We start from the raw sequence: 24,073 nt of genomic DNA on the forward strand, positions 1-24,073 counted from the left end.
CCCTGGACAGGAACTCGCGCGGTAGCGCGGTCGGCGTTCCGCGCCGAAGCTGGACTCCGGCCTTCTCGGGGGAACGGGGAGGTCGCGCGATGAACTGGCGACGGGTCATCGCCTTCGTCCTGTGGACGGGAGCGTTGGTGGGCCTGTTCTTCCTGATCGCGCTGGTCACACTGATGGGCGACTGCCCAGAAAATGTAATTATTGGATGGGTGGGCGGAACAACGTGCAGTGATCGTAAGCACGTCATTGCCTTGGCTATTCTGATCGGCTTCCCCGCGCTTTGGCTGTGGGGACGGTCGGCATCTTTCGGCGCGGGAGTCGCTAATGTTCAATAAAATCCTGGTCGCCAATCGCGGAGAGATTGCGTGCCGCGTCATGCGCACGGCGAAGCGGATGGGGATCGCCACCGTCGCGGTCTATTCCGACGCCGATGCGCGCGCGCCGCACGTGCTGATGGCCGACGAGTCCGTCCGCCTCGGCCCGGCGCCCGCCGCCGAAAGCTACCTCAAGGCCGAACTGATCCTGCTCGCCGCGCGCGAAACCGGCGCCGACTGCATCCATCCCGGCTATGGCTTCCTGTCGGAACGGGAAAGCTTCGCGCGCGCCTGTGCCGATGCCGGCATCGCCTTTGTCGGCCCGCCGCCGAACGCCATCGCCGCGATGGGCGACAAGATCGAATCGAAGAAGCTGGCCAAACAGGCCGGCGTCAACGTCGTGCCCGGTTATCTGGGCGAGATCGCCGACACGGACGAGGCGGTGCGGATCGCGACCGACATCGGCTATCCGGTGATGATGAAGGCATCGGCCGGCGGCGGCGGCAAGGGCATGCGCCTGGCTTACGGCGAACAGGACGTGCGCGAGGGGTTCGAGGCGACCAAGCGCGAGGGGCTGGCGAGTTTCGGCGACGACCGGGTGTTCATCGAGAAATTCATCGAAAGCCCGCGCCACATCGAGATCCAGGTGCTGGGCGACCGGCACGGCAACATCGTCTATCTGGGCGAGCGCGAATGCTCGATCCAGCGCCGCCACCAGAAGGTGGTGGAGGAGGCACCGTCCCCCTTCGTCACGCCCGACATGCGCCGCGCGATGGGGGAGCAGGCGGTCGCGCTGGCCCGCGCCGTCGGCTACCATTCGGCCGGCACGGTGGAACTGATCGTGTCCGGCGCCGACACGACCGGCCAGGGCTTCTACTTCCTCGAAATGAACACGCGCCTCCAGGTCGAGCATCCCGTGACCGAGGCGATCACCGGTATCGATCTGGTCGAACAGATGATCCGCGTCGCCGCCGGAGAACCGCTTGGCTTCGGACAGGACGACATCGTGCTGAACGGCTGGGCGATCGAGAACCGCGTCTATGCGGAAGACCCGTATCGCGGCTTTCTGCCCTCGATCGGCCGCCTGACCCGCTACGCCCCGCCGGAGGCCGCCGCGCACCAGCAGCCGATCGGCACGACCGACACCGCCTATGTCCGCGTCGATGACGGCGTGCGTGAGGGCGGCGAGGTGTCGATGTTCTACGACCCGATGATCGCCAAGCTCATCACCTGGGCGCCGACGCGTGACGAGGCGGCGGACCTGCAGGTCGCGGCGCTTGATGCGTTCGAGCTGGATGGGGTCGGCAACAACATCGACTTCCTGTCGGCGCTGATGCAGCACGACCGCTTCCGGTCCGGCGCGCTCACCACCGGCTTCATCGCAGAGGAATATCCCGACGGGTTCGCCGGCGCGCCCGCCGCTGAGCCGCTGCTGCGCACGCTGGCCGGCATCGCCGCATTCGCCGCGACGGCGGAGGCGGACCGGGCGCGGCGGGTCGACGGCCAGCTCGGTCGCCGCCTGCCGCCACCCGGCGAATGGGTGGTGCGGATCGGCGGCCGGGAGCATCAGGTGCTGCTGTCGCGCGACACGATCGTCATCGACGGCGAGGAAGTCGACCTAGCGCTGGAATACACGCCCGGCGATCGGCTGGTCCATGCGGAGGTCGATGGCGAGCCGCTGTCCGTCCGCCTCCAGCGCACGCGCACCGGCTTCCGCCTGACCGCGCGCGGTGCCAGCCATGTCGCGCGGGTTCTGCCGGCCCGCATCGCGCCCTATGCAAAGCATCTGATCGAAAAGGTGCCGCCCGACCTATCGCGGTTCCTGATCGCGCCGATGCCGGGGCTTCTGGTCCGCTTGGATGTGCAGCCCGGTGACACGGTGCAGCCCGGCCAGCCGCTCGCCGTGGTGGAGGCGATGAAAATGGAGAACATCCTGCGCGCCGAAAAGGCGGCCACGGTGAAGTCGGTGGAGGTCGCGGCGGGCGCCAGCCTGGCGGTGGATCAGGTGATCCTCGAACTGGAGTGACGGATCCGCACGCGCTGCTCCGATCCGATGGCCGGTGTTCCCACGCAGGCAGGGGGCGTCCTTTGAGGCTGGGACGCGCAGGCGTGGTGTGGCAGCTGGATCTCGCACGGACCGGCCCTGTGCCGCACCACCGCCCGCGCGGATACGAACGTAGGGCAGCCGTCCCGCAACCGCGACAAATTGCGACATTATAGCGCTGGACGGGAGCAGGTGTGCTGGCCAGACATGACGCCATGATCCGCCCCCGCGCGCTTCTTCTCGCCCCGATGGTGCTGGCCGGCTGTTCGGTCGGGCCGGACTATCGCCCCGGCACGCCGGCCGAGCTGGGCGTCCCCGACGCCTATTCCGTTCCCGCGACCGCGACGGCGGAGGACCTGACGCGCTGGTGGGATCGTTTCAACGATCCCGTGCTGGCCCGGCTGGTGACGCAGGCGCGCACCGCCAACACCGACCTCGCCCAATCGGTCGCGCGGCTGCGTCAGGCGCGCGAGGCGCTGGTCCAGTCGCGCAGCAGCCTGCTGCCGACGATCAGCGGTTCGGGCGGCTACAACCGCTCGTTCAACCTGGTCGGCGGCCAGAGCAACCTGACGCTGCCCGACGGCACCGTGACCACCATCTCGCGCTCCGCCGGCGACAGCTTTTCGCTCGGCCTCGACGCGCAATACCAGCTCGGCCTGTTCGGAGAGGTCCGCCGCACGGTGGAGGCGACGCGGGCGGAGGAACAGGCGGCGGGCTTCGACTATGCCGCGGTGCTGGTGTCGGTGGAAGGCGAGGTCGCGCGCAACTACGTCCTCGCCCGCGCCTATCAGGCCCAGGTGGAGAATGCGCGCGCCAGCCTGGCCATCCAGGACGACAATCTGGAGATCGCCGGTTTCCGCGTGCAGGCCGGGCTGGTGTCCTCCGTCGATGTCGAACAGGCCCGTGCGCAGCGGGCGCAGACCGCGGCGACCATCCCGACGCTGGAACAGCAATATGCCGCCGCCGTCGCGCGGCTGGGCGTCTTGACCGGCCAGGCACCCGGCGCGCTGCGAGCCGAGATGGCGGCGGTGCGGCCGATCCCCACAGGGCCGCAGACCGTCGGCGTCGGCATTCCGGCCGACACGCTGCGCCAGCGGCCCGACGTGCTGTCGGCCGAACGCGCCTTGGCCGCCGCGACCGCGCGGATCGGCGTCGCCAAGGCACAGCTGTATCCGGCGCTGGCGATCACCGGCAACATCCAGACCAACGCCACCTCGATCGGCAATCTGGGCGATGCGATCACCGGCGGCCTGTTCGCCGGGTTGACCCAGGCGATCTTCAACGGTGGCCGGTTGCGGTCGCAGGTGCGTTCGGCGGAGGCGGCGACCGATGCCGCGTTCGCGACCTACAAGGGCACCGTGCTGACCGCGCTGGAGGATGTGGAAAACGCGATCGTCGCGCTCGACACCGCGCGCCAGCGGGAGGCGCAGTTCAGGATCGCCTATGACGCAGCGAACAATTCCGCGATCCTGGCGCGCAGCCAGTACCGCACCGGCCTGGCCGACTTCACGACCCTGAACCAGCAGGAATCCGCGCTGCTCAGCGCCCGCAACGGCCTGACCCAGGCCCGCTCCGATCAGGCGACGGCGCTGGTCGCGCTGTACGCGGCGCTCGGCGGCGGGTGGGAAGCGGCCGCGATCCCCGATGCCCGCACCGCCAGCGCCGCGACGGCGGCGGGTGCGCCGCGTGCCTCCACGGAAAGCAACTGATGGCGAACGAACAGCTCGACGAGTTCCTGGGCACCCGGCCCGTGCCGGCGTGGCGCCGCTACCTGAAATGGGTGCTGGTCGCGATCGGCGTCATCCTGCTGGCCTTGCTCGCGCGCAGCTGGTTCTCGGGCAAGGGCGAGGCGGGGTACGCCACCGCCCAGGTGGAACGCGGCGACCTGACCGTGTCCGTTTCCGCCACGGGCAAGCTGGCGCCCACCAACCAGGTCACGGTTGGTTCGCAGCTGTCAGGTCTGGTCACGAAGGTGGTGGTCGACGTCAACGACCATGTTTCCGCCGGACAGCCGCTCGCGCTGATCGATCCCGAACAGATCGAGGATCAGATCCGCCAGATCAGCGCGCAGATCAACGCCAACCAGGCGCAGGTCGGCCAGGCACAGGCGACCGTCGCCGAAAGCCGCGCGCAGCTGAACCGGCTGGAGGAGGTGTATCGCCTGTCGAACGGCCGCGTCCCCTCGGGCACGGAGCTGCAGGCCGGCCGCGCCGATTACCAACGCGCGCTCGCCGGGCTGAAGGCGGCGCAGGCGACGGTTGTCGCGACCCGCGCCCAACTCGCCCAGAGTCAGACGCAGCGCGCCCGCGCCATCATCCGCAGCCCGGTGTCCGGCGTTGTGCTGGCGCGCCAGGTCGATCCCGGCCAGACGGTCGCCGCCTCGTTCAACACGCCGACGCTGTTCGTGATCGCCGAGGACCTCAGCAAGATGAAGCTGGAGGTGGCGATCGACGAGGCCGATGTCGGACAGGTGAAGGTCGGGCAAAAGGCCAGCTTCACCGTGGATGCTTTTCCGGGGCGGACCTTCCCGGCGGAGATCACCCGCGTCGACCTGGGGTCCAACCTGACGGTCAATTCCGCGACCAGCTCTTCCTCCGCCACCAGCGCGACCGCGACGACGGGTCAGGTGGTCAGCTATGCCGCCGACCTGACCGTCGCCAACCCGACATTGCAACTGCGCCCCGGCATGACCGCCACGGCCGACATCGTCACGTCGGACAAGCGCGGCGTGCTGCTGGTGCCCAACGCAGCCCTGCGTTTCCGTCCCACGGCGGGCGGCGATCAGGCCGGCGGTGGGATCGCCGGCTCGCTCGCCCCGCGCTTCCGTCGTGACCGGCCGGAGCGCACCGCCACCACCGTGCGCGGCGCCCGCCAGACGGTGTACGTGAAGGGTGCCGACGGCTCGCCACAGGCGGTGCAGGTGACCACCGGCGACACCGACGGGTCGAGCACGGAGGTCATCGACGGCGACCTGAAACCGGGTCAGCAGGTCATCACCGGCCAGCTGTCCGGCGGGTCCGATGCCGCCGGTGGATCGGGCCGGCGCGGCGGTGGCGGTCGTCAGCGGCGGGGCGGGCAGGGCGGTGGCCAGTAACCCCGCCGCCCCCCCGGCCGACGCCGCGCCGCTGATCCGGCTGCGCGACGTCATCAAGACCTATGGCAGCGGCGCGACCCAGTTTCAGGCGCTGAAGGGCGTCGACCTGGACATCGATGGCGGCGATTTCGTCGCCGTCATGGGGCCGTCCGGATCGGGCAAGTCGACGACCATGAACATCCTGGGCTGTCTCGACGTGCCGTCCGGGGGCGAGTTCCTGTTTCGCGGCTTCCCGGTGCAGACGCTGGACCGCGACCAGCGCGCGCTGCTTCGGCGCAAATATCTCGGCTTCGTGTTCCAGGGCTTCAACCTGCTGTCGCGCACCTCGGCGTTGGAGAATGTCGAGCTGCCCCTGCTGTACCGTGGCGACGAGAAGAAGGCGCGGCGTGATCTATCCATGGCCGCGCTGGAAAAGGTCGGGCTCGATCGCTGGTGGGACCACACGCCCGCCGAGCTGTCGGGCGGCCAGCAACAGCGCGTCGCCATCGCCCGCGCGATCGTCACCCAACCCGACGTGCTGCTGGCGGACGAGCCGACCGGCAACCTCGATTCCGAACGGTCGGTGGAGATCATGGAGCTGCTCACCGACCTGAACCGGACCAGCAACATCACCGTGCTGATGGTGACGCACGAGCCCGACATGGCCGCCTTCGCGCGCACGGTGGTCCACTTCAAGGACGGGCTGGTCGAACGTATCGAACGGAACCACCGCCCCGGCGTGGTCCCGGAGAACGATTGAGCCATGTTCGGCACCATCCTCACCCTCGCACTGCGCTCGATCGCCCGGCACAAGCTGCGCTCGTTCCTGACCATCCTCGGCATCATCATCGGCGTCGCGGCGGTTGTGACGATGGTGACGCTGGGCCGCGCCACCACGCTTCAGGTGCAAAAGAACATCGCCGCGCTCGGCACCAACATCCTTCAGGTCCGGCCCGGCCAGGGTTTCGGCCGCGGCGGCGGCGGCCCGCGACCGCCGGACTTCAAGCCGGAGGACGTGACCGCGATCGCCGATCAGGTCGCCGGCGTCACGGCGGTCGCGCCCCAGGCATCGGCCACCGTCACCGCGGTGTACGAGGGCGCGAACTGGTCCACCACGGTCAACGGCACCACCGACGCGATCTTCCAGGTACAACCCTGGCCGCTGCTCGACGGCCGCCGCTGGACCCCGGCGGAGGAACAGGCGGGCAAGGCGGTGTGCATCATCGGCGGTACGGTGGTGAAGAACCTGTTCCCCGGCATCGATCCGGTCGGCAAGCGGTTCCGCGTCGGCAGCATCAGCTGCGACGTGATCGGCACGCTGACCACGCGCGGCCAGGCGGGGTTCGGCGGCGATCAGGACGACACGGTGGTCATGCCGATCAAGGCGGTGCAGCGCCGCTTCACCGGCAACCGCGACATCCGCCTGATGCTGGTCGGCGTCGATCAGCGTTTCTCCACCGACGCGGTGCAATCCTCCATCACCGACCTGCTGCGCGAACGGCGCAGTATCACCGGCGGCAAGGAGGACGATTTCAACATCTTCGATACCAAGCAGATTTCCGACACTTTCTCCTCCACCACCGTTCTGCTGACCCGCATCGTCACGGCGGTCGCGGCGATCAGCCTGGTGGTCGGCGGCATCGGCATCATGAACATCATGCTGGTGTCGGTGACCGAACGCACGCGGGAGATCGGCATACGCCTGGCCATCGGCGCGGTCGCGCGCGAGGTGCTGATGCAGTTCCTGGTGGAGGCAGTGGCCCTGTCGTGCCTGGGCGGGCTGATCGGGCTGGTGATCGCGCAACTCGCGGTCGGCGCGCTTTCCGCGCTGGGCGGCTTGCCGTTCCTGTTCGTGCCGGGGATCAACATCCTCGCCTTCGCCATCTCGGCGATCATCGGCGTCGTGTTCGGCTACTTTCCCGCCCGCCGCGCCGCCGCCCTCAACCCCATCGACGCGCTGCGGCACGAATAAGCGTGGTGGGCGCCAATCGGGGGTGAGGCTGAGATGCATCCGAGCCGGAGCGGGATATGTGACGGACCTCGCCCAGCGCGGCGATCAAGCACTGTTTGAAGATGGAGGTGAGGATCCGCCTCGGTCGACGGGTTAGGCAGAGCTGCGGCGGGTCCGTGGGATCATGTGCCGCCATGAACCGTACGCCGCTCGCCAGAGACGTGGCGGCATGGGGCGCGATATCGGCCTGCCGCTATCGCCGGCAGGTGCGAGGCTCGACCCGCCGTCAGGTAGCAGTGGCGCCGCGCCGCCTACAGGTGCAGCCGCCCCTCTGCCATGCTCCAGCCTTAGCTCTCGCGCGCAGTCCGTAGAGCGTCCAGCGTCAACGCCGTGTCGACATCGACCAGTTCGGCCGGTCTGGCCATGACGTGACGGGCGGCGCGGATCAGGTCGCGGGCCCCTATGTCGCCGCTCAGTCCCCTCAGACTTGCGAAATGTGCGCGCCCGAACAGGGCTGGCGGGCTGGCGCTATCACCATCGCTTGATGCCACGACCCCGGCGCGGTCGGCCGCCTCGAACAGCCGCTCGACATGGGCGGCGGTCACGCACGGCATGTCGGCCAGCGCCACCACCACGGCCTCTACACCCTGCCGTTCCGCCGTTTCCACGCCGAGCCTGATCGATCGCGCCATGCCCGCCGCCGGGTCGTGGTTGCGGATCACCTGAAATCCGTACGCGCTCAGGTCGAGATCATGGCCGGCAACCACTGCGACCCGTACCGCAAAGGGCAGTGACGCAAGCACCCGCGCAGCGTGCAGGCCGAGGGGCAGGCCGTGCAGGTCCTGTTCCAGCTTGTTGCACCCCGCGCCGAAACGGGACGAGCGGCCCGCCGCCAGCAGGATCAGCGCGCTGCGTTCGATCCTCGGCCTGACGGTGGCGCCACCGTCAGACCTTGTCATGGAAGGCGGCGATCATCGCCGCCGCGACCGACAGCGCGATCTCCGACGGGCCGATCGCGCCGATGTCGATACCGACCGGGCCGTCGATCCGGTCGAGCTGTTCCACCGACAGCCCAGCCGCCGCCAGCCGCTCCCGCCGGGCGGCATGGCTGCGCCGCGACCCCAGCGCGCCGACATAGGCGGCCTGGCTGTTCAGTGCCGCGATCAGCGCCGGATCGTCGATCTTGGTATCGTGGCTCAGCGTCACCACCGCCGTCGCCGGACCGGGCCGCCATGCCTCCACCGCCTCGTCCGGCCAGCGATCGTCCAGCGTCACGCCGGGGAAGCGTTCCTCGGTCAGGAAGCGGCCGCGCGGGTCGATCACCACTGTCTCGATGCCCAGCGTGCGTGCCAGTTGCGCCAACGCCTGTGCGATCTGCACCGCGCCCACGATCAGCAGCCGGCGCGGCGGGTCGTAGCGGTTGGCGAACACCGATCCCGTCTCCACCGGCCTCAGGTAGCTGTGCCCGGTGGACAGGTCGGTGGCGACGGTCAGCGCGCGGCCGTCGTCCCGCGCCTCCGCGATGCGGTCGAACAGCTCCGGGTCGAACCCCTCGGCCGACACGGGCTGCACCATGACCTCGATCTCGCCGCCACAGGGCAGGCCGACTTCCCACGCCGCCGTGTCGGCGACACCGTAGCGCTTCACCTGAAACGGCGCGCCGGCGATCACCTCGGCGGCGGTCTGCATGATGTCGCTTTCGACGCAGCCGCCCGATACCGACCCCTCGAACCGCCCGTCCGCATGGACCAGCATGTGGCTGCCGCGGGGGCGGGGGGCGGAGCCCCAGGTGGAGGTGACGGTGGCGAGAGCCAGCGGTTCACCCCGCCACGCCCGCGCCGCCGCGATCACACTGTCGTTTTCAGCCATCCGCCTGTCTTACCACGATGCCCGCCACATCACACCGGGGGCAAACCGTCCAGCAGCTTGTCCAGCGTGATCGGAAAGCTGCGCACCCGCACGCCCACCGCATTGTGGATCGCGTTGGCGATCGCCGCGCCGGCACCGGAGATGCCCAGCTCGCCCAGACCCTTGGCATGGATCGGATTGGCATGGACGTCGCGTTCGGGCAGGAAATGCACCTCGATCTGCGGCACGTCGGCATTGGCCGGCACGTGGTATTCCGCCAGGTCGCGGTTGGCGACGCGGCCATTGCGCGGATCGTGGACGATCTCCTCGGTCAGCGCACCGCCGATGCCGAACACCATGCCGCCGATGCATTGCGACCGGGCGGTCTTCTCGTTCAGGATGCGGCCTCCGGCGAATACGCCCAGCATCCGCACCACCCGGACCTCACCCGTCACGGCATTCACCGCGACCTCGACGAAGTGCGCGCCATAGGAGGCCTGGGTCGTCTCCTTCTCCTGCTTGCCGGGCTTGATCTCGCCGGTCGCGGACATGCCGTCCCCAACCAGTTCGGCGAGCGGCACCGAACGGTTGTCCGCGATGACGCGGCCGTCCTTCATGGTCATCGTCTCGGCGGCGACGCCCATCTTGTCCGCGACCTGCTTGCGCAGCGCCTCGCACGCCAGATAGACCGACGATCCGGACGATCCCGCGCCCCATGATCCGCCCGATCCTGCACCGGGAGGGGCATCGGTGTCGCCCAGATGGACGGTCACAACCTCGATCGGCAGTCCCAGGATCTCGGCGGTGATCTGAGCCAGGATGGTATAGGTGCCGGTGCCGATATCGGTCATGTCGGTTTCGACGATGGCGCGGCCTTGACCATCGATCGTCACCTTCGCCGCGGAGGGTTGCAGCACGTTGGACCGCGCCGCAGTGGCGACGCCCAGGCCATGGAACCACTCGCCGCGCCGATCCTCGGCGACGCCCTTGCGCTTGTCCCAGCCGAACAGCTCGGCGCCCTTGTCCAGCGCGGGGACCACCTGGCGCGTCGAGAACGGCACCTGCTTCTGCGGGTCCTGCTCCGGCTCGTTGCGGCGGCGCAGTTCGATCGGGTCCATGCCGATCTTGTCCGCCAGTTCGTCCATCGCGCTTTCGGTCGCCAGCATGCCGACCGCCTCTCCGGGCGCACGCATCGATCCGGACAGCAGCCGGTCGAGCTCGACCACGCGGTGCGTGATCAGCCGGTTCTCGCCCGGATAGACGAAGTGCGTCGACGCACCTGTCGGTTCGAAAAAGCCTTCGCCCGGCAGGTTCGACCCCAGCGTCTCGTGCGCGATCGCGGTGATACGGCCATCCGCGTCCGCGCCCAGCCGCACGCGCTGTTCCGTGTCGGACCGGCGCACGGTCGCGTCGAATACCTGCTGGCGCGCCATCACCGCCTTGACCGGCCGGCCCAGCGTCTTTGCAGCCACCGCCGCCGCGACGCTTTCGGGCGCGATGCCCAGCTTCGATCCGAAGCCGCCGCCGACGTAACGGGCGATGATGCGCACCTTGTCCTTCGACAGGCCCAGCGCGTCGGCCAACTGCTGCCGGTCAGACGATGGCATCTGATACGCGCCGTGGATGGTCAGCCGGCCATCCTCGTCCCAGCTCGCGATGCTGGCGTGCAACTCCATCGCGGCCGAGTTCTGGCTGGGCGTGTCGTAAGTGGCGTCCAGCGTGACCGCGGCCTCTGCTAGCGCCTTTTCCACATCGCCCTGCTTGTAATCGGGCGGGATCACGCCGGGCGGCGGCGTCTTCGCCTCGTCCCGGTAGGCGTCCAGATTATAGCGGCCTTCCTTTGTCTCGAAGTCGATCGCCTGTTGCAGCCGGTACGCGCCGTCGCGCGCCGCTTCGTAGCTTTCGCCGACCACGATCGCGACCGGCTCTCCCCAGTAATCTACGCTCTCCACACCCTGGGTCGGCGATTTGGTCTCGCCGCCCTGTCCTGGATTGCGCAGGAACGTCTTGTAGTCGGTGATGACGTCGATCACGCCGGGCACCGCCTTCGCGATCTCGGCATGCAAGTCGACCACCTTGCCCTTGCCCACGGTGGAGCCGACCAGGAATCCGTACGCGACATTGTCGAGGTCATATTCCGCGGCGTAGGTCGCGCGACCCGCCACCTTCAGCGGCCCGTCGATCCGGTCCAGCGGCTTCCCGATCACGTCCTGCGCCCCGGTGTCGAGCAGACTTTCGGGATGCGGCTCGTCCATCTTCAGCGCGTTGGTATCGTCCCCGCCGAACAGCTTTTCCAAACCCAGCATGTGCTTACTCCGCCGTCAGTTCGCGCAGCGTCGCGATCAGCGTGCGACGGGCGAGGGGGATCTTGAAATCGTTGTGGCCATAGCCCTGTGCATCGCGAAACAGCGCATCCGCCGCCGCGCCAAACGCCGCATCGGATGGTGCCTGGCCGACCAGCGCCGCCTCCACCGCGTCATCGCGCCACGGCATCGGGCCGAGGCCGCCGAACGCCAACGCGGCATGCGCAATGCGCCCGTCCTCCACCGTCACCACGCCGGCGACCGACACCAGCGCGAACGCGTAGGAGGCACGGTCGCGCACCTTGCGGTATACATGGCGCGCGCCCTCGACAGGCGCGGGCAGCTCGACATGGGTGATCAGCTCGCCCGGCTCCAGCACCGTCTCGATGTGCGGCGTGTCGCCCGGCAGGCGGTAGAAGTCGTGGATGGAGATGCGCCGCTTGTCGCCATCCTTTTTCAGCGTGACGACCGTCGCATCCAGCGCCCGCATCGCCACCGCCATGTCGCTCGGGTGCGTGGCGATGCAATGCTCGCTGGTGCCCAGCACTGCCAGCACGCGGTTGAACCCGCCCATCGCGCTGCAACCGGTGCCCGGCTCACGCTTGTTACAGGGGGATGCCAGATCGTAGAAATAATAACAGCGCGTGCGTTGCAGCAGGTTGCCGCCCGTCGACGCCTTGTTGCGCAGCTGTCCCGACGCGCCAGCCAGCAACGCGCGGCTCAGCACTTCGTACTTCTCGATGACGCGACGGTCGGCGGCCAGGTCGCTGTTCGGCACCAGCGCGCCGATGGTCAGACCGCCATCCTCGCGCTCCTCGATCTCGGCCAGTGGGAGGCGGCTGATGTCGACCAGCTTTTCCGGCGTCTCCACCTGCAGCTTCATCAGGTCGAGCAGGTTGGTGCCGCCCGCGATAAAGACACAGCCGTCGGCGTCGTTGTCGCGCACGGCCTGTTCGGCAGTGTCCGCGCGGGCGTAGGTGAAGCTCCTCATGCCGCGACCTCCCGCTCCGGCTGGCGCTGTTCATCGGACAGGCCGGCTACCTCCGCGATGGCGTCGACGATGTTGGGATAGGCGGCACAGCGACAGATGTTGCCGCTCATCCGCTCGGAAATCTCGTGATCGTCCAACGGCGCGTCGGTCAGGTCGGCGGACACGTGCGAGGGCCAACCCTTCTTCGCCTCGTCCAGCATGCCGACCGCCGAACAGATCTGGCCCGGCGTGCAGTACCCGCACTGGTATCCGTCATGGCTGACGAACGCGGCCTGCAACGGGTGCAGCTTGTCCGGCTGACCTAGGCCCTCGATCGTCACGATCTCGTCGTCCTGGTGCATCACCGCCAGCGTCAGGCAGCTGTTGATGCGGCGTCCGTTGACCAGCATCGTGCACGCGCCGCACTGGCCATGGTCGCACCCCTTCTTGCTGCCCGTCAGCCCCAGATGCTCGCGCGCCAGGTCGAGCAGGCTGGTGCGAATGTCCGCCTCGACCTCATGATGCTGGCCGTTGATGGTGAAATGCATGATCTGCCCCGATTGCCTTTGCAACGTAACGCGGTGGCGCGACACGGTTTCCGTGATGAGGGCATGAGAATGATTCGCAACGAAAATACCGCCTCGGACCACCCGCTGTCGCCGCCGATCCTGATCGCGCATCGCGGTGCCAGCGGCATGCGGCCCGAACATACCCTGGCCGCCTATGACCTCGCCATCGACCAGGGTGCCGACTTCATCGAACCCGATCTGGTACCGACGCGCGACGACGTGCTGGTCGCCCGGCACGAGAACGAGATCGGCGGCACCACAGACGTCGCGGATCATCCCCAATTCGCTGGCCGACGCACCACGAAGCTGATCGACGGCCGTTCGGTCACGGGGTGGTTCACGGAGGATTTCACGCTGGCGGAACTGAAGACGCTGCGCGCCCGCGAACGCCTGCCCGACCTGCGTCCCGACAGCGCCGCGCATGACGGCCGCTATGCCGTCCCGACCCTGGCGGAGATCATCGCACTGGCGCTCAGGCGTTCGGCCGACACCGGTCGCACCATCGGCATCTATCCCGAAACCAAGCACCCCAGCTATTTCGCGGCGATCGGCAATCCCGTCGACGCGCTGCTGGTCCACCAGCTGCACGCGGCCGGCTGGACCGGCCCGGATGCGCCGGTGTTCATCCAGTCGTTCGAGGTGGGCAATCTGCGTCGCCTCAGCCGCATCACGAACATACGCCTGATCCAGCTTGTCGACGCGGCGGGCGGCCCGGCGGATGAGACGTGGCCCAGCTATGCGGCGATGCTGACGCCGGACGGGCTGCGCGACATCGCGGGCTATGCCTATGGCATCGGCCCCGCCAAGGCGCAGCTATGGACCGGGGACACCCCGTCCGGCCTTGTCCGCGATGCGCACGCGGCCGGATTGCGCGTGCATCCCTGGACCTACAGGCGCGAGAACGCATTTCTGCCCGCCCGATACCGGCATGGATCGCAGGCCGGCGCGTCGGGGGACCTGCTGGCCGAATTGCGGGCGGCGCTCCTGCTTGGAATTGACGGCTTTTTCACCGATCATCCCGACATTGGCGCCCAGGCGCTTTGCCGAAAGGACCCTTGAGCCCATGCGTATCCGTGCCCTTCTCCCGACCCTGTGCGTGCTGCCGATGACCGCCGGCTGCGTCAGCACTGCCGCCAGCGTGGTGAAGGCACCGTTCCAGGCGGCGGGCAAGGTCGTCGACTGGAGCACCACCAGCCAGGAAGAGGCCGACCGCAACTACGGCCGCAAGATGCGCAAGCAGGAGGCGAAGGAGGGGCGCGAACGGCGTGAGTTCGAGAAGCAGTGCCACAAGCATCCCGACGACCAGCGCTGCGGCAGCTATGCGGGCTATCGCGCCGGCAATTGAGGGGGGCCGCCCGGCGGTGGGAACCAGCCCAGCACCGTGATGGGGAAGGGGGTCCAGCGCCCGACCCTGACCCCCGCATGGCGCAGCGCGCTGCCGGTCCAGGCGTTGCAGGTGCGCAGCGCGTCGTAATGCCCGCTCGCCTCGTAGAATGCATCGTACCGGTCGTACCCGCGATGCCGCGCGCCACCCGGGCGGATGCTGGCGGCGACGAAGCGGACCAGCCGCCCATATTCCTCCGGCCTCAGCACGATGCGCCGCGTGCCGTTGACCGCGTCGGGGCGGGGTTGCGGCACATGCTCCACATGTACCAGCGTCCGGTCGCTGCCCAGCCCGGCGTGCAGCACCGTGGCCAGGCGCAGGTCGGACCAGTTCGGCGTGTCGAGAAAGAACGCCGCTTCTCCCCAGCCCACCGCCAGCCAGGGGTAGCCGGCAAAGCGCGGATCGGCCAGATCGCGGGCCGGTGTCAGGGGTGACAGGTCCAGCCCCGCCGCCCGTTTCGGCAGCACCAGGTCGGTGTGGATGCCGTTGTCTTCCAGATAGATGGTGACGCCCTCGTCCGGCTGCCGCCACTCGCCATTCGCCGCCAGCGCGCCTCCGGTCAGGCCCGCCGCCACATAGCCGAACACCGCGATTGCCATCGCCAGCAGCACGCCCTTGCCGGCCCGCCACGCCCGCCTGCCGGGCCTCCCCCGTCCATTTCGCTCCGCCACCGGATCATGATAGATCAATGCCATGGCAGAGGAAACGCACATGCTCGACTCGCCCCCGCCGGGCGCGCGGGCCGACTGGACGGTCGATCAGGACTGGTCGCACTATACCGCGGAGGAGCACGCCACCTGGGACACGCTGTTCGCGCGCCAAGCGAAGCTGCTGCCCGGCCGCGCGTCGGAGGCGTATCTGCGCGGGCTGGACGTGCTGAAGCTGTCGCGCCCCGGCATTCCCGATTTCGAGGAGCTGTCCGACCGGTTGATGAAACTGACCGGCTGGCAGGTGGTGGCCGTGCCCGGCCTGGTTCCCGACGACGTGTTCTTCGACCACATGGCCAATCGCCGCTTCGTCGCGGGCAACTTCATCCGCCGCCCGGACCAGCTCGACTATCTCCAGGAACCCGACGTCTTCCACGACGTGTTCGGGCATGTGCCGATGCTCGCCGATCCGGTGTTCGCCGACTATCTGGCCGCATACGGCCGTGGTGGGCAGCGGGCGCTGGGCCTGGACGCGCTGAAGTATCTGGGCCGCCTCTACTGGTACACGGTGGAATTCGGCCTGGTCGCGGAGCCGGAGGGGATGCGCATCTATGGCGCGGGCATCGTGTCCAGCTTTTCCGAAAGCCGTTTCGCGCTCGACGATCCCAGTCCCAACCGGATCATGCTCGACCTGGCGCGGGTGATGCGGACCGAATACCGGATCGACGATTTCCAGCAGAACTATTTCGTCATCCCCAGCTTCGACGAGCTTCTGCGCCTGACGGTGGAGACGGACTTCGCCCCCCTTTACGACACGTTGAAGCAGCAGCCGGACATTCCGGTGGCGCAGATCGTGCCCGGGGACGACGTGCTGACCCACGGCACGCAGGATTACGCGCGCGGCAAGGCCGCTTGAGGGAGAGCGCATCATGCCCGTACTCGGCATCGGCGGCCTGTTCTTTCGCGCCCGCGATCCTGACGCGCTGACCGCCTGGTACAAACGGCATCTGGGCGTCGGGCCGGGCTGCGCCGCACCCGGAGCGGGCGTGGCGGACGAGTGGACCTGGGGCGTGCAGGGCGGCCCCGTCGCGTTCCAGCCCTTTCCCGCCGACAGCGACTATTTCGCGGCCGACAAGGCATGGATGCTCAACCTGCGCGTGTCGGGGCTGGACGCGATGCTCGACGACCTGCGGGCCGGGGGCGTAGAGGTCATCACCAGCCCCGACTGGGACCAACCCGGCGTCGGCCGCTTCGCCCGCATCCACGACCCGGAAGGAAACGCGGTCGAATTGTGGGAGCCGGCGGGCTGATCGATGGGGGCTGGATTGGGGATGGATTCAGCGTGAACTTCCGGCGTGTATTCGGAGACGGATCGACAGCCGCCTGCAACTAAAGGATCAGCGGCTCGTCAAACGCCCCACCCCGAGGAGGAAGTACTCCGCCGACCAACGGCTCGCGTGTTCCAGTTACCACCGAACCTGGCAGTGGCCACGTGAGACGCTGTGATCCGGGACACGAACGCATGCAAATCGCCGCCATCGGCTAAGTGGCCTGAATGGGGGGTGCGGAACGGCAGCTATGCGGTGCGTCCGTTCGCATAGCTGCCTCTACCTCCTACTGCTCCCAACTGCGCAGGTCGGCAGCCGCTTGATCGAAGAACGACGCAAGCGAACCGACCTGATCATCTCGGAAGTGTACCGTCAGCACGAGATCGTCGAACGGCAGGTTCGCAGTGCAGAGCCCCGTTCTTGGATCTCCGCTGATGGCAGAACAACTCGCCAGCGACGCTGGCGCTTTCTGACCGGCCGCTGCCGGCAAGTTGTAAGACCAGAAGACGCCATCGCTTACCTTGCGGAGCGGGCGACCGCGCCAGAGCAGCGGAGTGGCCGCACATACGGTCGAGTTTATGAGTGCCTGCGTTCCTGCAGCACGGGCGCACATCCTGTGCCTACTCGCTACGCCAATCAGAATCTGCTCCGGCAAGCGCGCTTGCGGATTGAGGTAGAAAGAGAACCCGTCGTCTGGGTTGAGGGGCTGAAGGAAGAACGGGGCGTCGCTGTCCGGGATGTCGTTCAGCTTGGGAATAGCGAAGACATGGCCTTCCAGCTTCCGCGTCGCAAAGGCCGAACAGGCACCAAGCGGGCTGACGCTCAACAAAATGGCTGCGGCGAACCGGACCCTCATACGAGCATGCTAAGCGGCGAGCTTAAGGTCCGCAATCGGGCGGCGCATTGGCAATTTCCAATGTTCTGAACTGGGCGGGATTCGCCAGTCCGGTTTCGGGTGCTTAGCTGCCGATCCGCTTCCTGAGCCAAGAGCGGACTCCCGCGACCAGAATGTTGACGGTTAAGGCTAGCCCGATTGAGACAGCGACCAAGACACCCATCATGATCCACAAGGGCGTGTAGTCGCCAACGCAGGTCGGTTTACGTCCCTCACATCCGCCACCGCCCATCATAGTTGCACCAAGCACGACCATCGCGATCGGGGTCATAAGCATTATCGCGGTCAAACACCCCCAATTGGGTGGTCGCTTGTCATAGCTCATCCGGCAATCTTGATCAGCGAGGCGAGCGTCTGCAAGCGGACGAAAGCCAATGGCCAGCCCATTCGGCCGGCAGCAACCCCCGACCGGGCGACCGCCGGCGTCCAGCTAAATTGCCGCGCCCGAAGGCTAACCTGACCCATCACCCTCAGCTATCGGTCGCCCAGGCCTCCCGGTCGCCCTCAGCCGCCGCACCGCTCGCCGCCGCGACGCCGGCGGTCAGGCGCACCACCGTCCAGTCGCCGCGCACGTCGGTTTCGTCCACCCGGCACCCGGCCGCGCGATAGGCCGCCGCGACCTCGTCGAACTGGCGCGACAACAGGCCGGCCAGCACGATCGTCGCAGTCGGCGCGGCGATGGCCGCGATCTCCGGCGCCATCGCGATCAGCGGGCCGGCCAGGATGTTGGCGACGATGAGGTCGAACTGTCCCGCATTGGCGATCGCCGCGTCGCGCGTGCCGTCCGCCACGACCAGATCGACGCGCGCGACCGCGTTGCGCTCCGCATTCTCGCGCGTCACGTCGATCGCGATGGGGTCGATGTCGGTCGCCATCACCGCCGCCTCGGGCCACAGCTCGCGTGCGGCGAAGGCAAGCAGGCCGGTGCCCGTGCCCAGGTCCACCACCCGCTCGAACCGCCGGTCCGCCAGGCGGTCCAGCATCGCCAGGCAACCCGCCGTGGTGCCATGATGCCCGGTGCCGAACGCCTGTCCCGCATTGATGAGGAACGCGCGACCCCCCGCCGGAGCCTCCGCCGGAAACGCGTCGGTATGCACCACGAAGCGCCCTTCCCGGATCGGCTCCAGACCCGACTGGCTCATCGCCACCCAGTCCTCGGCGGTCAGCGGCATGATCGTCGGCGCGGTACCAGCCGCGCTCGGCACCAGCGCGGTCAGCGCCGCCAGCACGTCCGCGTCCGGCTCCGCGTCCATATACGCGTCCAGTCGCCAGCGCTCGACATCGTCCTCCACCTCCTCCGTGGTCATGAGCACGGCGTCGACGGCCATGTCCGACGCCGCGTCGATCGCCTCCGCCTCGGCACGGGTGCAGGGCAGGGTGACCTTCCAGCTGTCGGGCGCGGCCTGTGATTCAGCGGACATAGCTTGCTCCGTTCACGTCCAGCACCGCACCCGTCATCGATGGCGGCGCGTCCAGCGTCAGATAGGTGGCGACTGAGGCGACCTCCGCCGGGTCCGCGACCTTGCCCAGCGGGATATCGGCGAGCAGCTTGTCGCCGCCACGACTGGCCAGATAATCGTCCGCCATGCCCGTCATGGTGAAACCCGGGCACACGGCAAAGGCCAGAATGCCCTCTCGTGCGTAACCGCGCGCGATCGTCTTGGTCATCGCCACCATGCCCGCCTTGGACGCGGCATAATGCCAGTGCGCGGGGCTGTCGCCGCGATAGGCGGCGCAGCTGGCAATGTTGACGATGCGGCCGCCCGTGTACCCGTCGCGCGTGGTGCGCTCCTGCCAGTGACGCACGGCCAGCCGGCACAGTTGCGCCGAGGCGGTCAGGTTGATCCGCATGGTCCGTTCCCACCCCGCCAGCCATTCGGCATCGTCGCCGTCCAGCGGGTTGGCCTCGAACACCCCGGCGTTATTGACCAGCGCATCGATGCGCCCGCCCGCCCGCTCCAGCGCGGCCGCCCATAGCCGGTCCGCGCCATCCGGCTCGTCCAGGTCGATGCCGATGCGCCCGTCCGCATCGCGGCTGGCATGGCCGATCACGGTGGCGCCGCGTGCGGTCAGGCTGTCATGGATCGCAGCGCCGATGCCGCGGCTGGACCCGGTCAGGAGAATGGTCATCGCCGCGCCTTAAACGGCCACGCCGCGTTGCGCCACGCCCTGAACGGCAAACCAATGTGGGAGCGTAGCTGCCCGCGCTGCGAGATATGGCGTCGACAACCTTAAGCCCGCCGCGCCCGTCAGAGGGGCGGTCGCGAACGGCCGCCGGACGACGCGATCACTCGACTTCGCTCAGTGAAGCACGCGGAGGTTGCGCCGAACCGCCTTCGCGAGGGTTCCGGGCGCGGCAGCGCCCACGCGCCGCCGACCCGGCCCACGCACACCCGGTCAGGCGGCGAACTTCGCCACGAACTCGCCCGCGCTGCTCTTCAACTGCACCAGCTTCGAGTCCAGCCCGTCGAAGCCACGACCGACCCCGTCGATCTCGCTGGCCACCGCCTCGGTATCCTCGCGGATCGCGGCGATGGTGTTGGACATGCTGTCCGCCGCCAACGCCGTCTCGTCCACGGCGGCGGTGATCGCGGTCACCGTCTGCGCCTGCGCCTCCATGGCGAAGCGGATGCGGTCGGCGCTGTCCTGCACCTCCGCCACCGTCGCCTTGATCGACGCGTTGGTGTCCACCGTGGACCGGGTGGCCGACTGGATCGCGGCAATCTTCGCGGCGATGTCATCGGTCGCGCGCGCGGTCTGGTTGGCCAGGCTCTTCACCTCCTGCGCCACCACAGCGAAGCCGCGCCCCGCATCGCCCGCGCGCGCCGCCTCGATGGTGGCGTTCAACGCGAGCAGGTTGGTCTGCCCGGCGATGTCGCGGATCAGGCCCAGGATCGATTCGATCGACTTGGCGTGATCGCTCAGCGCCTCGCTCATGCCGACCGCCTGGCCCGCCTGGCTGGCCGCACGGGTGGAGATTTCCGCCGCCGCCTCGACCTCGGTGCGCGCATCCTCGATCGCGCGGATCAGCCCGGCCGCGGTCTGCGCCGCCTCGCGCATCGCGACCGCCGACTGTTCGGCCGCCGCCGCGACCTCCGACGCCTTGCCCAGCACCCCGCGCGCGGAGGCGGAGCTGCGCGCCGCCTGGTTGCGCAGCGCGTGGCCTTCGTCCGTCGCGGTTTCCACGATCGTGGCGATGCCGTCACGGAACGCATCGGCCAGCCGCTCGCGCCCATGCAGCTCGACATGCGCGGCGAACCCGGCGAACAGCTCCACCGTGATCTCGGTTTCCATCCCGAACAGGCGCAGCAGCACGTCGACCATGTCGCCATGGCGCGGGTCGTCGGCGGGCACACGGCGCATCAACACGGCAAGCGCGACGCGGTCGCTGGCGCACGACATGGCCAGCACGTCCTTGGTGGTGACGTCGGCGGCATAGGCGGACGCGACGGAGCGTTCCAGCGATTCGACCCACTCGCGGCCCGCCACGTTGCAGAACCGGTTGCGCAGATAGGTCTTGCCCGCACGCATCCGGTTTTCCGCCTGCAGCGCGGACCATTCCGGCGCGTTCGGGTTGGCCCGGCGCCAATGGTCCCAATAGGCCTGCACGATTTCCGCCGCATCCGGCTCCAGGATCGGCCACAGCTCGCCCGCCCGCTCGACCAGCGTATTGTCGCCGCCGTCGAACACCCGGATCAGCGCGTCCAGGTCGATGGTCGCCGCCACGGTGGTTGGGGCAGGTATTATGGTCTTCGGCACGGCCAGGGTCCTCACGGGTGCGAGCGATGGATGGTCACCGACCGGCTACCCCGCCGCTGGTTAACAGGCGGTTAGGCCGGCCGACCCGGCCACCCTGCGATGCCCGCGCGGCTTGCATCATGGCACGGGACGCCTAATAGGTCCGACGATCCGCCCTTTGCCGCCAATACCCAAGGAAACAGCATCTTGGCCTCGCGCACGCCCGCCCGCCCGATCAGCCCCCATATACAGGTGTATAAATGGGGCCCGCACATGCTGGTCTCCATCCTGCACCGCGCGACCGGCGGCGTCCTGTCGACGGTGGGCAGCGTGCTGCTGGTCTGGTTCCTTGCCGCGCTTGCGGGTGGGGAGGGGTCCTATGCCACGTTCCGCGACGTCTTCACGCATGACGACGGCCGCCTGAACGTGATCGGCTATGTGGTCGGCATCGGCATCACGCTGGCGCTGTTCCAGCATATGGCTTCGGGCGTCCGCCACCTGGTGCTCGACACCGGCGCCGGTTTCGAGCTGAAGCGCAACAAGACGGGGGCGCTGGCGACGCTGCTGTTCTCGGTGGTCGCGACGGCGGCGTTCTGGCTTTACCTGGGGATGAAGTAATGGGCACCGGCACCTCGCTCGGCCGCGTTCGCGGGCTCGGCTCCGCCAAGGAGGGCACGCACCATTGGTGGCGGCAGCGTATCACCGCGGGATCCAGCCTGTTCCTGATGCTGTGGCTCGTCGCCTCGATCCTGAACCGGTCCAGCTTCGACTATGTGTCGCTGCACGGCTGGCTCCAGTCGGCCTGGGTCGCGATCCCCATGGCGCTGCTGGTCCTGTCGGTGTTCTACCATTTCCGCCTGGGGTTGCAGGTGGTGATTGAGGATTACCAGCATGACGAAACGCGCATCGTCGCGCTGGTCCTGCTGAACTTCTTCACCGTCGGCCTCGGCGCCGTCGCCATCTTCGCGATCCTCAAGATCGCGTTCGGAGCCTCTCACTGATGCCTGCTGCCTACAAGATCATCGACCACACGTACGACGCGGTGGTCGTCGGGGCGGGCGGGTCCGGCCTGCGCGCGGTCATGGAATGCGCTCAGAACGGGCTGAAGACCGCGTGCATCACAAAGGTGTTCCCGACGCGCAGCCACACCGTCGCGGCACAGGGCGGCATCGCCGCCAGCCTCGGCAACATGGGCCCGGACCACTGGACCTGGCACATGTTCGACACCGTGAAGGGGTCCGACTGGCTCGGCGACCAGGACGCGATCGAATACATGGTGCGCGAGGCGCCGGCCGCGGTGTACGAGCTGGAAAACGCCGGCATGCCGTTCAGCCGCACGGACGAGGGGCGCATCTACCAGCGCCCATTCGGCGGCATGATGCAGAACATGGGCGAGGGCCCGCCTGCTCAGCGCACCTGCGCCGCCGCCGACCGTACCGGCCACGCGATGCTGCACACGCTGTACCAGCAGTCGCTGCGCTACGACGCGGACTTCTACGTCGAATATTTCGCGCTCGACCTCATCATGGAAAACGGCGCCTGCCGTGGTGTCATCGCGCTGTGCATGGAGGATGGCAGCATCCACCGCTTCCGCAGCCACAACACCGTGCTGGCGACCGGCGGTTATGGCCGCTGCTATTTCTCGGCGACCTCCGCGCACACCTGCACCGGCGATGGCGGCGGCATGGTGCTGCGCGCCGGCCTGCCGCTCCAGGACATGGAGTTCGTGCAGTTCCACCCGACCGGCATCTACGGCGCGGGCGTCCTCATCACGGAGGGTGCGCGCGGTGAGGGCGGCTACCTGACCAACTCGGAAGGGGAGCGCTTCATGGAGCGCTATGCCCCGTCCGCGAAGGACCTGGCCTCGCGCGACGTCGTGTCGCGTTCGATGGCGATGGAAATGCGCGAAGGGCGCGGCGTGGGTCAGCACAAGGACCATATCTTCCTGCACCTCGATCATATCGATCCCAAGGTGTTGCACGAGCGGCTGCCCGGCATCACGGAAACCGGCAAGATTTTCGCCGGCGTCGACCTGACCCGCCAGCCGCTGCCCGTCACGCCGACCGTCCACTACAACATGGGCGGCATCCCGACCAACTTCCACGGGGAGGTCGTGCGTCTGCAGGACGGCAACCCGGACAGCGTCGTGCCCGGCCTGTTCGCGGTGGGCGAGGCGGCGTGCGTGTCGGTCCATGGCGCCAACCGCCTCGGCTCCAACAGCCTGATCGACCTGGTCGTGTTCGGCCGCGCCACCGGCAAGCGGATCGCGGACATCACGAAGCCGAACACCACCCACAATGCGCTGCCCAAGGGGTCGGAGGAGCTGGCGCTCACCCGGCTCGACCACTTCCGCAACGCGAAGGGCGGAACCCCGACGGCACAGATCCGCTCCGAGATGCAGCGCACCATGCAAAAGCATTGCGCCGTGTTCCGTGACGATGCCCTGCTGAACGAGGGCAAGGACCTGATCGCCGCCACCTACAACCGGATGAGCGACGTCGGCATCCAGGATCGATCCATGATCTGGAACACCGACCTGGTGGAAACGCTGGAACTCGACAACCTGATCGCGCAGGCGGTCGTGACCATGAACTCCGCCGCCAACCGCAAGGAATCGCGCGGCGCCCATGTCAACGAGGACTATCCGGACCGCAACGACGGCGAGTGGATGAAGCACACCATCACCACCTTCACCGGCTGGGGCGGCACCGGCGGCGCCACCGCGATCGACTACCGCCCCGTCCACGACTACACCCTCACCGACGAGGTGGAGTACATCAAGCCGAAGAAGCGGGTGTATTGAGGGCATCTTGCTGAACGAGTGTGACACTTTCACCGTCGCATGGTGGCTTTGCGGTTTGCCAACGCGGTGACAGTCACACTCGGGCCCTCGGACGACGCGGCGCAACATCGCATCCGGAACGGGCACTGCGCCTCGCTGATCGAGGCGGTGCGTGCCCGGCTCCGCGCGCGAGAGCGGGAAGAGGCGCGCTTCGACGGCATCCTGAC

General features: G+C 68.2%; 23 protein-coding genes. 13 read left to right on the forward strand and 10 right to left on the reverse strand.

Going from position 1 to position 24,073, the window contains the following annotated elements; translation table 11 throughout:
- Positions 1-89 precede the first annotated feature (89 nt).
- The 6 genes from BMX37_RS18465 to BMX37_RS06220 all read left to right on the forward strand — a co-directional run bounded on the left by BMX37_RS18465 (position 90) and on the right by BMX37_RS06220 (position 7,403).
- Entirely contained in the window at positions 90-335 is a 246-nt protein-coding gene (locus BMX37_RS18465) for a hypothetical protein (RefSeq protein WP_139198037.1), read from the forward strand.
- Positions 325-2,340, forward strand: coding sequence for an acetyl-CoA carboxylase biotin carboxylase subunit (locus tag BMX37_RS06200; protein ID WP_093664597.1), 2,016 nt, complete (start codon positions 325-327; stop codon positions 2,338-2,340). The genes BMX37_RS18465 and BMX37_RS06200 overlap by 11 nt, the downstream gene beginning before the upstream one ends.
- Positions 2,341-2,573: 233 nt before the next feature.
- Positions 2,574-4,067: an efflux transporter outer membrane subunit gene (locus tag BMX37_RS06205; protein WP_093664598.1), complete on the forward strand. Its 1,494-nt coding sequence runs from the start codon at positions 2,574-2,576 to the stop codon at positions 4,065-4,067.
- On the forward strand, positions 4,067-5,452 hold the full coding sequence (locus BMX37_RS06210; protein ID WP_093664599.1) for an efflux RND transporter periplasmic adaptor subunit: 1,386 nt from the start codon (positions 4,067-4,069) through the stop codon (positions 5,450-5,452). The genes BMX37_RS06205 and BMX37_RS06210 overlap by 1 nt, the downstream gene beginning before the upstream one ends.
- Positions 5,379-6,191: an ABC transporter ATP-binding protein gene (locus BMX37_RS06215; protein WP_244501418.1), complete on the forward strand. Its 813-nt coding sequence runs from the start codon at positions 5,379-5,381 to the stop codon at positions 6,189-6,191. Before BMX37_RS06210 ends, BMX37_RS06215 begins: the two co-directional genes overlap by 74 nt.
- A 3-nt stretch (positions 6,192-6,194) precedes the next feature.
- Positions 6,195-7,403, forward strand: coding sequence for an ABC transporter permease (locus BMX37_RS06220; protein WP_093664600.1), 1,209 nt, complete (start codon positions 6,195-6,197; stop codon positions 7,401-7,403).
- Positions 7,404-7,729: 326 nt separating this feature from the next.
- Here the strand turns inward: BMX37_RS06220 and BMX37_RS06225 are convergent, their stop codons facing one another.
- Genes BMX37_RS06225 through BMX37_RS06245 form a run of 5 tightly spaced genes read right to left on the reverse strand, consistent with a single transcriptional unit; the run spans position 7,730 to position 13,051 of the window.
- Positions 7,730-8,341, reverse strand: coding sequence for a nucleotidyltransferase family protein (locus BMX37_RS06225; protein ID WP_093664601.1), 612 nt, complete (start codon positions 8,339-8,341; stop codon positions 7,730-7,732).
- A complete protein-coding gene (locus BMX37_RS06230) occupies positions 8,328-9,251 on the reverse strand; it encodes an XdhC family protein (RefSeq protein ID WP_093664602.1) in 924 nt (307 codons plus the stop codon). Before BMX37_RS06230 ends, BMX37_RS06225 begins: the two co-directional genes overlap by 14 nt.
- A 29-nt stretch (positions 9,252-9,280) precedes the next feature.
- Entirely contained in the window at positions 9,281-11,536 is a 2,256-nt protein-coding gene (locus tag BMX37_RS06235; RefSeq protein ID WP_093664603.1) for a xanthine dehydrogenase family protein molybdopterin-binding subunit, read from the reverse strand.
- A 4-nt stretch (positions 11,537-11,540) separates the two neighbouring features.
- Positions 11,541-12,524: an FAD binding domain-containing protein gene (locus BMX37_RS06240; RefSeq protein ID WP_093664604.1), complete on the reverse strand. Its 984-nt coding sequence runs from the start codon at positions 12,522-12,524 to the stop codon at positions 11,541-11,543.
- Positions 12,521-13,051 carry a 2Fe-2S iron-sulfur cluster-binding protein gene (locus tag BMX37_RS06245; RefSeq protein ID WP_093664605.1) on the reverse strand — a complete coding sequence of 177 codons (531 nt, stop codon included), beginning with the start codon at positions 13,049-13,051 and terminating at the stop codon, positions 12,521-12,523. The genes BMX37_RS06240 and BMX37_RS06245 overlap by 4 nt, the downstream gene beginning before the upstream one ends.
- A gap of 69 nt (positions 13,052-13,120) precedes the next feature.
- Between BMX37_RS06245 and BMX37_RS06250 the strand changes: the two genes are divergently transcribed.
- Positions 13,121-14,131: a glycerophosphodiester phosphodiesterase gene (locus BMX37_RS06250; RefSeq protein WP_244501419.1), complete on the forward strand. Its 1,011-nt coding sequence runs from the start codon at positions 13,121-13,123 to the stop codon at positions 14,129-14,131.
- A 4-nt stretch (positions 14,132-14,135) separates the two neighbouring features.
- On the forward strand, positions 14,136-14,417 hold the full coding sequence (locus BMX37_RS06255) for a hypothetical protein (RefSeq protein ID WP_093664607.1): 282 nt from the start codon (positions 14,136-14,138) through the stop codon (positions 14,415-14,417).
- Here the strand turns inward: BMX37_RS06255 and BMX37_RS06260 are convergent.
- Positions 14,399-15,169 (reverse strand): TIGR02117 family protein, encoded by a 771-nt coding sequence (locus BMX37_RS06260; protein ID WP_244501420.1) that lies wholly within the window; start codon positions 15,167-15,169, stop codon positions 14,399-14,401. The genes BMX37_RS06255 and BMX37_RS06260 overlap by 19 nt on opposite strands.
- Here BMX37_RS06260 and phhA point away from each other — a divergent pair.
- Positions 15,150-16,019, forward strand: coding sequence for a phenylalanine 4-monooxygenase (gene phhA / locus BMX37_RS06265; RefSeq protein ID WP_093664608.1), 870 nt, complete (start codon positions 15,150-15,152; stop codon positions 16,017-16,019). The genes BMX37_RS06260 and phhA overlap by 20 nt on opposite strands.
- A 13-nt stretch (positions 16,020-16,032) precedes the next feature.
- On the forward strand, positions 16,033-16,413 hold the full coding sequence (locus tag BMX37_RS06270; RefSeq protein WP_093664609.1) for a VOC family protein: 381 nt from the start codon (positions 16,033-16,035) through the stop codon (positions 16,411-16,413).
- A gap of 304 nt (positions 16,414-16,717) precedes the next feature.
- Here BMX37_RS06270 and BMX37_RS06275 read toward each other — a convergent pair whose 3' ends face one another.
- The 4 genes from BMX37_RS06275 to BMX37_RS06295 form a co-directional block, all read right to left on the reverse strand.
- Positions 16,718-17,287: a hypothetical protein gene (locus tag BMX37_RS06275; protein WP_093664610.1), complete on the reverse strand. Its 570-nt coding sequence runs from the start codon at positions 17,285-17,287 to the stop codon at positions 16,718-16,720.
- Positions 17,288-17,796: 509 nt separating this feature from the next.
- A complete protein-coding gene (locus BMX37_RS06285; RefSeq protein ID WP_093664612.1) occupies positions 17,797-18,747 on the reverse strand; it encodes a 50S ribosomal protein L11 methyltransferase in 951 nt (316 codons plus the stop codon).
- Positions 18,737-19,456, reverse strand: coding sequence for an SDR family NAD(P)-dependent oxidoreductase (locus tag BMX37_RS06290; protein ID WP_093664613.1), 720 nt, complete (start codon positions 19,454-19,456; stop codon positions 18,737-18,739). Before BMX37_RS06290 ends, BMX37_RS06285 begins: the two co-directional genes overlap by 11 nt.
- Before the next feature lie 267 nt (positions 19,457-19,723).
- Positions 19,724-21,070, reverse strand: a complete 1,347-nt coding sequence (locus BMX37_RS06295; RefSeq protein ID WP_093664837.1) for a methyl-accepting chemotaxis protein — start codon at positions 21,068-21,070, stop codon at positions 19,724-19,726.
- A gap of 201 nt (positions 21,071-21,271) precedes the next feature.
- On the opposite strand from BMX37_RS06295, the gene sdhC reads away from it, so the two are divergent.
- The 3 genes from sdhC to sdhA are packed head-to-tail and all read left to right on the forward strand — an operon-like array spanning position 21,272 to position 23,867.
- Positions 21,272-21,682 carry a succinate dehydrogenase, cytochrome b556 subunit gene (sdhC, locus tag BMX37_RS06300; RefSeq protein WP_280139227.1) on the forward strand — a complete coding sequence of 137 codons (411 nt, stop codon included), beginning with the start codon at positions 21,272-21,274 and terminating at the stop codon, positions 21,680-21,682.
- Entirely contained in the window at positions 21,682-22,065 is a 384-nt protein-coding gene (gene sdhD, locus BMX37_RS06305; protein ID WP_093664616.1) for a succinate dehydrogenase, hydrophobic membrane anchor protein, read from the forward strand. The genes sdhC and sdhD overlap by 1 nt, the downstream gene beginning before the upstream one ends.
- Positions 22,065-23,867 carry a succinate dehydrogenase flavoprotein subunit gene (gene sdhA, locus BMX37_RS06310; protein WP_093664618.1) on the forward strand — a complete coding sequence of 601 codons (1,803 nt, stop codon included), beginning with the start codon at positions 22,065-22,067 and terminating at the stop codon, positions 23,865-23,867. Before sdhD ends, sdhA begins: the two co-directional genes overlap by 1 nt.
- Positions 23,868-24,073: the final 206 nt, after the last annotated feature.

Source organism: Sphingomonas gellani, assembly GCF_900110035.1.
In the GTDB taxonomy this organism is placed as follows: domain Bacteria; phylum Pseudomonadota; class Alphaproteobacteria; order Sphingomonadales; family Sphingomonadaceae; genus Sphingomonas; species Sphingomonas gellani.

What these genes read in the sequence shown, in the direction of transcription:
- BMX37_RS18465 (WP_139198037.1), top strand. Translation starts at nt 90, where the DNA reads ATGAACTGGCGACGGGTCATCGCCTTCGTCCTGTGGACGGGAGCGTTG.
- BMX37_RS06200 (WP_093664597.1), top strand. Translation starts at nt 325, where the DNA reads ATGTTCAATAAAATCCTGGTCGCCAATCGCGGAGAGATTGCGTGCCGC.
- BMX37_RS06205 (WP_093664598.1), top strand. Translation starts at nt 2,574, where the DNA reads ATGATCCGCCCCCGCGCGCTTCTTCTCGCCCCGATGGTGCTGGCCGGC.
- BMX37_RS06210 (WP_093664599.1), top strand. Translation starts at nt 4,067, where the DNA reads ATGGCGAACGAACAGCTCGACGAGTTCCTGGGCACCCGGCCCGTGCCG.
- BMX37_RS06215 (WP_244501418.1), top strand. Translation starts at nt 5,379, where the DNA reads ATGCCGCCGGTGGATCGGGCCGGCGCGGCGGTGGCGGTCGTCAGCGGC.
- BMX37_RS06220 (WP_093664600.1), top strand. Translation starts at nt 6,195, where the DNA reads ATGTTCGGCACCATCCTCACCCTCGCACTGCGCTCGATCGCCCGGCAC.
- BMX37_RS06225 (WP_093664601.1), bottom strand. Translation starts at nt 8,341, where the DNA reads ATGACAAGGTCTGACGGTGGCGCCACCGTCAGGCCGAGGATCGAACGC.
- BMX37_RS06230 (WP_093664602.1), bottom strand. Translation starts at nt 9,251, where the DNA reads ATGGCTGAAAACGACAGTGTGATCGCGGCGGCGCGGGCGTGGCGGGGT.
- BMX37_RS06235 (WP_093664603.1), bottom strand. Translation starts at nt 11,536, where the DNA reads ATGCTGGGTTTGGAAAAGCTGTTCGGCGGGGACGATACCAACGCGCTG.
- BMX37_RS06240 (WP_093664604.1), bottom strand. Translation starts at nt 12,524, where the DNA reads ATGAGGAGCTTCACCTACGCCCGCGCGGACACTGCCGAACAGGCCGTG.
- BMX37_RS06245 (WP_093664605.1), bottom strand. Translation starts at nt 13,051, where the DNA reads ATGCATTTCACCATCAACGGCCAGCATCATGAGGTCGAGGCGGACATT.
- BMX37_RS06250 (WP_244501419.1), top strand. Translation starts at nt 13,121, where the DNA reads ATGATTCGCAACGAAAATACCGCCTCGGACCACCCGCTGTCGCCGCCG.
- BMX37_RS06255 (WP_093664607.1), top strand. Translation starts at nt 14,136, where the DNA reads ATGCGTATCCGTGCCCTTCTCCCGACCCTGTGCGTGCTGCCGATGACC.
- phhA (WP_093664608.1), top strand. Translation starts at nt 15,150, where the DNA reads ATGGCAGAGGAAACGCACATGCTCGACTCGCCCCCGCCGGGCGCGCGG.
- BMX37_RS06260 (WP_244501420.1), bottom strand. Translation starts at nt 15,169, where the DNA reads ATGTGCGTTTCCTCTGCCATGGCATTGATCTATCATGATCCGGTGGCG.
- BMX37_RS06270 (WP_093664609.1), top strand. Translation starts at nt 16,033, where the DNA reads ATGCCCGTACTCGGCATCGGCGGCCTGTTCTTTCGCGCCCGCGATCCT.
- BMX37_RS06275 (WP_093664610.1), bottom strand. Translation starts at nt 17,287, where the DNA reads ATGAGGGTCCGGTTCGCCGCAGCCATTTTGTTGAGCGTCAGCCCGCTT.
- BMX37_RS06285 (WP_093664612.1), bottom strand. Translation starts at nt 18,747, where the DNA reads ATGTCCGCTGAATCACAGGCCGCGCCCGACAGCTGGAAGGTCACCCTG.
- BMX37_RS06290 (WP_093664613.1), bottom strand. Translation starts at nt 19,456, where the DNA reads ATGACCATTCTCCTGACCGGGTCCAGCCGCGGCATCGGCGCTGCGATC.
- sdhD (WP_093664616.1), top strand. Translation starts at nt 21,682, where the DNA reads ATGGGCACCGGCACCTCGCTCGGCCGCGTTCGCGGGCTCGGCTCCGCC.
- sdhA (WP_093664618.1), top strand. Translation starts at nt 22,065, where the DNA reads ATGCCTGCTGCCTACAAGATCATCGACCACACGTACGACGCGGTGGTC.